The sequence below is a fragment of the Mesorhizobium sp. M7A.F.Ca.CA.003.01.2.1 genome, assembly GCF_003998945.1.
Taxonomy (GTDB): domain Bacteria; phylum Pseudomonadota; class Alphaproteobacteria; order Rhizobiales; family Rhizobiaceae; genus Mesorhizobium; species Mesorhizobium ciceri.
The window spans coordinates 1-5282 of the sequence record NZ_RZRA01000341.1 but is presented as its reverse complement, the minus strand read 5'-3'; the positions used below and the strand labels follow the sequence as shown (position 1 = coordinate 5282).

4 protein-coding genes are annotated in these 5282 nt (G+C 63.8%); 3 read left to right on the top strand and 1 reads right to left on the bottom strand.

From position 1 onward, the window contains the following. The coding region (locus tag EN969_RS15530; protein ID WP_206525162.1) for a trimethylamine methyltransferase family protein at nt 1-580 on the bottom strand (580 nt) is incomplete at its 3' end. A gap of 252 nt (nt 581-832) precedes the next feature. Here EN969_RS15530 and EN969_RS15525 point away from each other — a divergent pair. From EN969_RS15525 to EN969_RS15515, 3 genes are all read left to right on the top strand, one after another. Further along, complete coding sequence (locus tag EN969_RS15525; protein WP_027160489.1) at nt 833-2008, top strand: MFS transporter; 1176 nt, start codon at nt 833-835, stop codon at nt 2006-2008. Nucleotides 2009-2152: 144 nt separating this feature from the next. Next, nucleotides 2153-3325 carry an MFS transporter gene (locus EN969_RS15520; RefSeq protein WP_063168191.1) on the top strand — a complete coding sequence of 391 codons (1173 nt, stop codon included), beginning with the start codon at nt 2153-2155 and terminating at the stop codon, nt 3323-3325. A gap of 66 nt (nt 3326-3391) precedes the next feature. After that, a partial coding sequence (locus EN969_RS15515) for a prolyl oligopeptidase family serine peptidase (RefSeq protein ID WP_164750148.1) occupies nt 3392-5282 on the top strand: 1891 nt, incomplete at its 3' end.

Genomic DNA, 5282 nt, shown 5'->3' with positions numbered 1-5282 from the left:
ATTCGAGATGGCGGACGGATGGATGGATATCGGTCGGCTCGACCGGGTAGCCGCCCGTGCAGTTCAGAATGTTGTGCATCTGCGCGAGCTTGAGGAAGTTGCGGTAGTCCTGCTGGTTGCCGGGCCGGCGGCCGCGATCGATGTCGGAGCAATTGGGCGCCGACGCCATCATCGAGACGATCACATTGTTGCCGCCGAAGCGCACATTGTGCGCAGGATTGCGGGCATGGATGGTGAATTCCGACGGGCAGTGCGACACCAGGTCGAGGATCATGTCGCTGTCGAAGCGCACCCGCTCTGAGCCGTCACGCACGTCGGCGCCATGCGCCTTCATGATGCTGCGGGCCTCATCATGCAGCACGTCGACGCCGATTTCCCGCAGCACGCGCAGGGAAGCGAGGTGAATCGATTCCAGCTCGTCGTCGGACACCAGCCTGGTTGGCGCCAGCGGGTTCTTCAACTGGCGAAAAGCCGGCTGCTCGAACGCGGCTGAGCCGCCGGCGCGCTTTCCAGCGCGGCCGCCGCGACGGGCGCGGTCGGTGGCCAATGCCGGTTCTGAGGGTTGTAGGGCGGCGGTCATGATGGTCCTCGTGGGATGCGATAGCGGGCGGCATAATGGACCGGCGGCTGTCCGGCCATTGCGGAGGCGACGACCACTAGGGCGAGGGAAGCGACATGCCGGAACGGCAGGTGCCCGGCCGCGACATCGGCTTGATCAGGTTGCCGCGTTGGAGCAAGCGGATTTCGGTGGCCGGCCCTTTCCTTCCGGGGATCGAACCGATAGCTACTTGGCTTGCCGGCCTGATGGCCAGCAGTTCATCTGGATGGCAGCATGGTCGCGACCGGCTCGAGCGAAGGCGAAGCAGGAACGCAATGGGCAGCGCTTGCCGGCGTCACCGCGGCACTTGCCATGTTTGGCGCCGCGCAAGGGCTGAGCTCGCCGCTGTTCACATTGCTGATGCAGAAGCAAGGCATGTCGCCGGCGCTGATCGGCCTGTCGGCGGCGATGATGCCGCTCGGGCTGATCCTGTCGGCTTCCTTCGTGCCGGCGGCGGTGCGGCTGGTCGGCGGGCGCAACCTGGCGGTCGGCTGCTCGCTGATCGGCGCGCTCTGCTTCCTGGGCATCGGCTATCTGCAGGACTGGGTGGCGTGGTTCGTCATCCGCTTCATCATCGGCGTGGTCATCAATCCGCTTTATATCCTTGGCGAGGTGTGGGCGCTGTCGCTGGCACCGCCGTCGCGGCGCGGCCGGGTGATGGGCGTGTTCAACACGCTGATGGGCGCCGGTTATGCCGCCGGACCATTCGCGCTGACCCTGCTCGGTACGTCGGGCTGGGCGCCTTTCATGGTCGGCGTCGCCGGCTTCGCGCTCTGCGCGGTGATCCTGCACGCCGTCTCGTCAAAGCTCACCGGCTTCGAGGATGACGGCCAGCCTGCCAGCGGCCTTGTCGGGTTTGCCAAAATGGCGCCGGCGCTGCTGCTTGCCGTGCTTGTCTCGGCGGCGGTCCAGCAGAGCACCTATGCGCTGGTCCCGGTCTTCGGCGCCAGCTATGGCCTGGCGGAAGCCGTTCTGGCCTCGCTGGTGATGGCGCTTTCCCTCGGCAACATCCTGCTGCAGATACCACTCGGCCTTCTGGCGGAGCGTTTTGGCGGCCGCGCCATGATCATCGTCTGCGCACTGGCAACAACCGTTTGCGCGCTTTTGCTGCCTCTGCTGATCACAACGCCGTTGATCTGGGTGGTGCTGCTGGTGATGGGCGCGGTCGGTTACGGCGTCTACACCATGGCATTGGTCGAACTCGGCAGCCGGTTCAAGGGCTCTGTGCTGGTCGCCGGCAACGCTGCCTTTGCGCTGATGTGGGGCGTTGGTGGCATCGTCGGCCCACCCGGTGCGGGCCTGCTCATGCAAGGCATCGGCCCACTTGGGCTGCCGGTGGTTATTGCCGCTCTCGACGCGGTGCTGGTGATGTTCGCGCTGTACCGCTCATCCATGCGCCGAGCTTCCTGATAAGCCCAACCTCCTGACAGGCCCAACCTCCTGACAGGCCCAGCCTCCTGACAGGCACTGTCTGGAGCAAGCAGTTTTCGCCCGCCAGGGGCTTACCTCTGCGCAACTCAATCGCTAATCCTGCAGCCCGACAGCGGTGCGTACATGAATTTGGTTGAATCGAACAAGGACGAGACGATGCAATGGGCGGCGATCACCGGTGTGATCGCGACCGTCTCGGTGTTCGCCATCGCGCAAGGGTTGTCCTATCCGCTGCTGAGTTTCATCCTGCAGCGCCAGGGCGTTTCGCCAGCGATGATCGGCTTGTCGGCGGCCATGACGCCGATTGGCTTCATTCTGTTATCGCCGTTGATCCCGGCGCTGGCCCGCCGATTCGGGGCAGGGCGCACCGCGCTCACCTGTGCGGCCCTTTCGGCTGTCGTGCTGGCGCTGATCGGCTGGACGCAAAATGTCTATTTGTGGTTTCCCCTGCGCTTCCTGATCGGCGTCGTGACCAATCCGCTCTATGTGCTGAGCGAGATCTGGGTGATCGCGCTGGCACCGCCGGCCCGACGCGGCCGCGTCATGGGTGTCTATTCGACGATCATCTCGGCCGGTTTCGCGACCGGGCCACTGTGCCTGCTTGCAGTCGGCACTGAGGGCTGGCCGCCCTTCCTCGTCGGCATTTTCGCCTTCGTGCTGTGTGGCATTTGCCTGGCCTCGGTGCTGCCGCGTTTGCCCAAGGTCGACGAGGCCGGGCACCAGGTTTCCGTCCTGGGTTTCGTGCCGCTGGCGTGGCTGCTTTTGTTCGCCGTCATAGTCGCCGCCGGCTTCGAACAGGGTGCGCTGGCGTTGCTGCCGGTCTATGGCACCCATCACGGCATCACCGAAACCCGCATGTCGGCGCTGCTGTCGGTGATGATCGCCGGCAACATCGCCATGCAGGTGCCGCTCGGCCTTTTGGCGGAAAGGCTTTCCGCGCGCCTGGTGCGGCTTGCCTGCGTCGCGATCACGGTGCTCGGCTGCGTCCTGCTTCCGCTTCTCATCGAGTCGCCGCTGATCTGGCCAATGATCTTTGTCTGGGGCGCGGTTTCCTACGGCATCTACACAATGTCGATCATCGAGCTCGGCGAACGCTTCACCGGCTCCGCACTGGTCGCCGGCAATGCGGCCTTTTCCTTGATGTGGGGGGTCGGCGGCATCGCCGTGCCGCCGCTGGCGGGGGGCGCCATGGATGTTATGGGCGCCGGCGGACTGCCGATCACGCTTGGGCTGCTGTGCCTGGCGCTGGCCATTGCGAGCCTCGCTGGTCGGCGGAAAGCCTCAATTGTGCGCTGAACATGGTGAATATCGACGGCCTGTCGGCGTTGGCTTTTTCAAAGCAACGCGTTTATCGGAGACCTCATGACCAAGCCTGCCACCCAGACGCCGAATTCCGCCCCCACGACCGACGATCCCTTTCTCTGGCTGGAGGACAGGACAGCCAAGCAGTCATTGGACTGGGTACATCGCCAGAACGAGATCACGGTTGGCGAATTGCAGGGCGATCCGTCCTATCAGGCGTCGTTCCAGACCGCGCTCGACCTGATGACGGCCGAGGACAACATCGCGGTCGGCGCGGCAAAAGCCGGCCATGTCTACAATTTCTGGCAGGACAAGACCAATGTGCTCGGCCTCTGGCGCCGCACGACCGTCGCTTCCTACAAGACCGAGAAGCCCGACTGGGAAACGATCATCGACTTCGACCAGCTTGCGGCGGAGGAAGGGATAAAATGGGTTTTTGGCGGCGCCAGCCGGCTCTATCCCGACTTCAACCTTTGCCTTGTCTCGATGTCGCCGGATGGCGGCGACGCCAGCGAGATGCGCGAATTCGACATCGCGACCAAGTCGTTTGTCGAGGGTGGGTTTCGTGCACCCGCTTCCAAGTCGGGTTTCAGCTGGCTGGATAAGGACACCGTGATTGTTTCGGCCGCTTTCGACGAGGCCGACAAGACCGAGTCCGGCTATCCGCGAATCATAAAGCTGTGGAAGCGCGATACCAAGCTGGAAGACGCAACGCCGATCTTCGAGGCGCAGAAAGAGGATCTCGCCGTTGGTGCCGCTGTCGAGTACGACGGTGACAGACGCTATCTGGTCCTGGCTCGAACGCTGAATTTCTTCGCTTCGCACATCTTCCTTCGGCTGCCTTCCGGCGAAAACAAACAGCTGCCGCTACCGGACGACATGACCGATACGGCAATATTCAGGGATCAGCTCGTGTTCGGCGTGCGCAGTGCATGGACGGCGCCCGACGACACGGTTTGCAAGCCCGACGGTCTTTATTCGCTGGACCTGGCGCGCTGGGTCGAGACCGGCGCGATCGGGCCTGTCGAAACCTTGTTCGAGCCGGCCTATCGCGTTTCCATAGCCGGCATTGCCCGCACGCGGGACCGGCTGTTCGTCAGCCTGATGGACAATGTGCGCGGCAAAGTCGTCGTCTGCGAGCGCATGGATGGCAACTGGTCGCTGAAACCGGTGGCGCTGCCCGAAAATGGCAATGTCGGCATCAGTCATGCCGAGCAGTTCGGCTCGAGTGTCTCCTTCTCCTTCACCGATTTCCTGACCCCGAGTTCGATCATCTGGTCCGACGACAATGGCGAGACGCTCGCCACCGTGAAGTCGCAGCCGGCGCGTTTCGATGCCTCGCCGCTGATCTCGGAACAGTTCGAGGCGCGCTCCAAGGACGGCACGATGATCCCCTATTTCGTCGTCAGGCGGCGCGACCAGAAAGGTCCGGTGCCGACGCTGCTTTACGGCTATGGCGGCTTCGAAGTGCCGCTGCTGCCCGGCTATGCCGGCGTGCGTGGTAAGCTGTGGCTGGAGAAAGGCAATGCCTATGTGCAGGCATGCATCCGCGGCGGCGGCGAGTTCGGCCCAGCCTGGCATCAGGCGGCGCTCAAGGGCAATCGCCAGAACGGATTCGACGATTTCGCAGCGGTCGCGCAGGACGTCGTCAAGCGCGGCATCGCGACAGCAAGCTCGCTCGGCATCCAGGGTGGTTCGAATGGCGGCTTGCTGACCGGCGTTTCCTTGACGCAGCATCCCGAGCTTTTCGGCGCCGTCATCATCGAGGTGCCGCTGCTCGACATGCTGCGTTACGCCGAATTGCCGCCTGGCGCCTCGTGGATGGCCGAATATGGCGATCCGTCGAAACCCGAAGACGCGAAGTGGCTTTCAGCCTACTCGCCCTACCAGCATGTCGACGCCGCTGCCGCCTATCCGCCTGTGCTGCTGACCACATCGACCGCTGACGATC

Coding starts and splice junctions, on each gene's coding strand:
- EN969_RS15525 (WP_027160489.1), top strand. CDS start 833: ATGGTCGCGACCGGCTCGAGCGAAGGCGAAGCAGGAACGCAATGGGCA.
- EN969_RS15520 (WP_063168191.1), top strand. CDS start 2,153: ATGAATTTGGTTGAATCGAACAAGGACGAGACGATGCAATGGGCGGCG.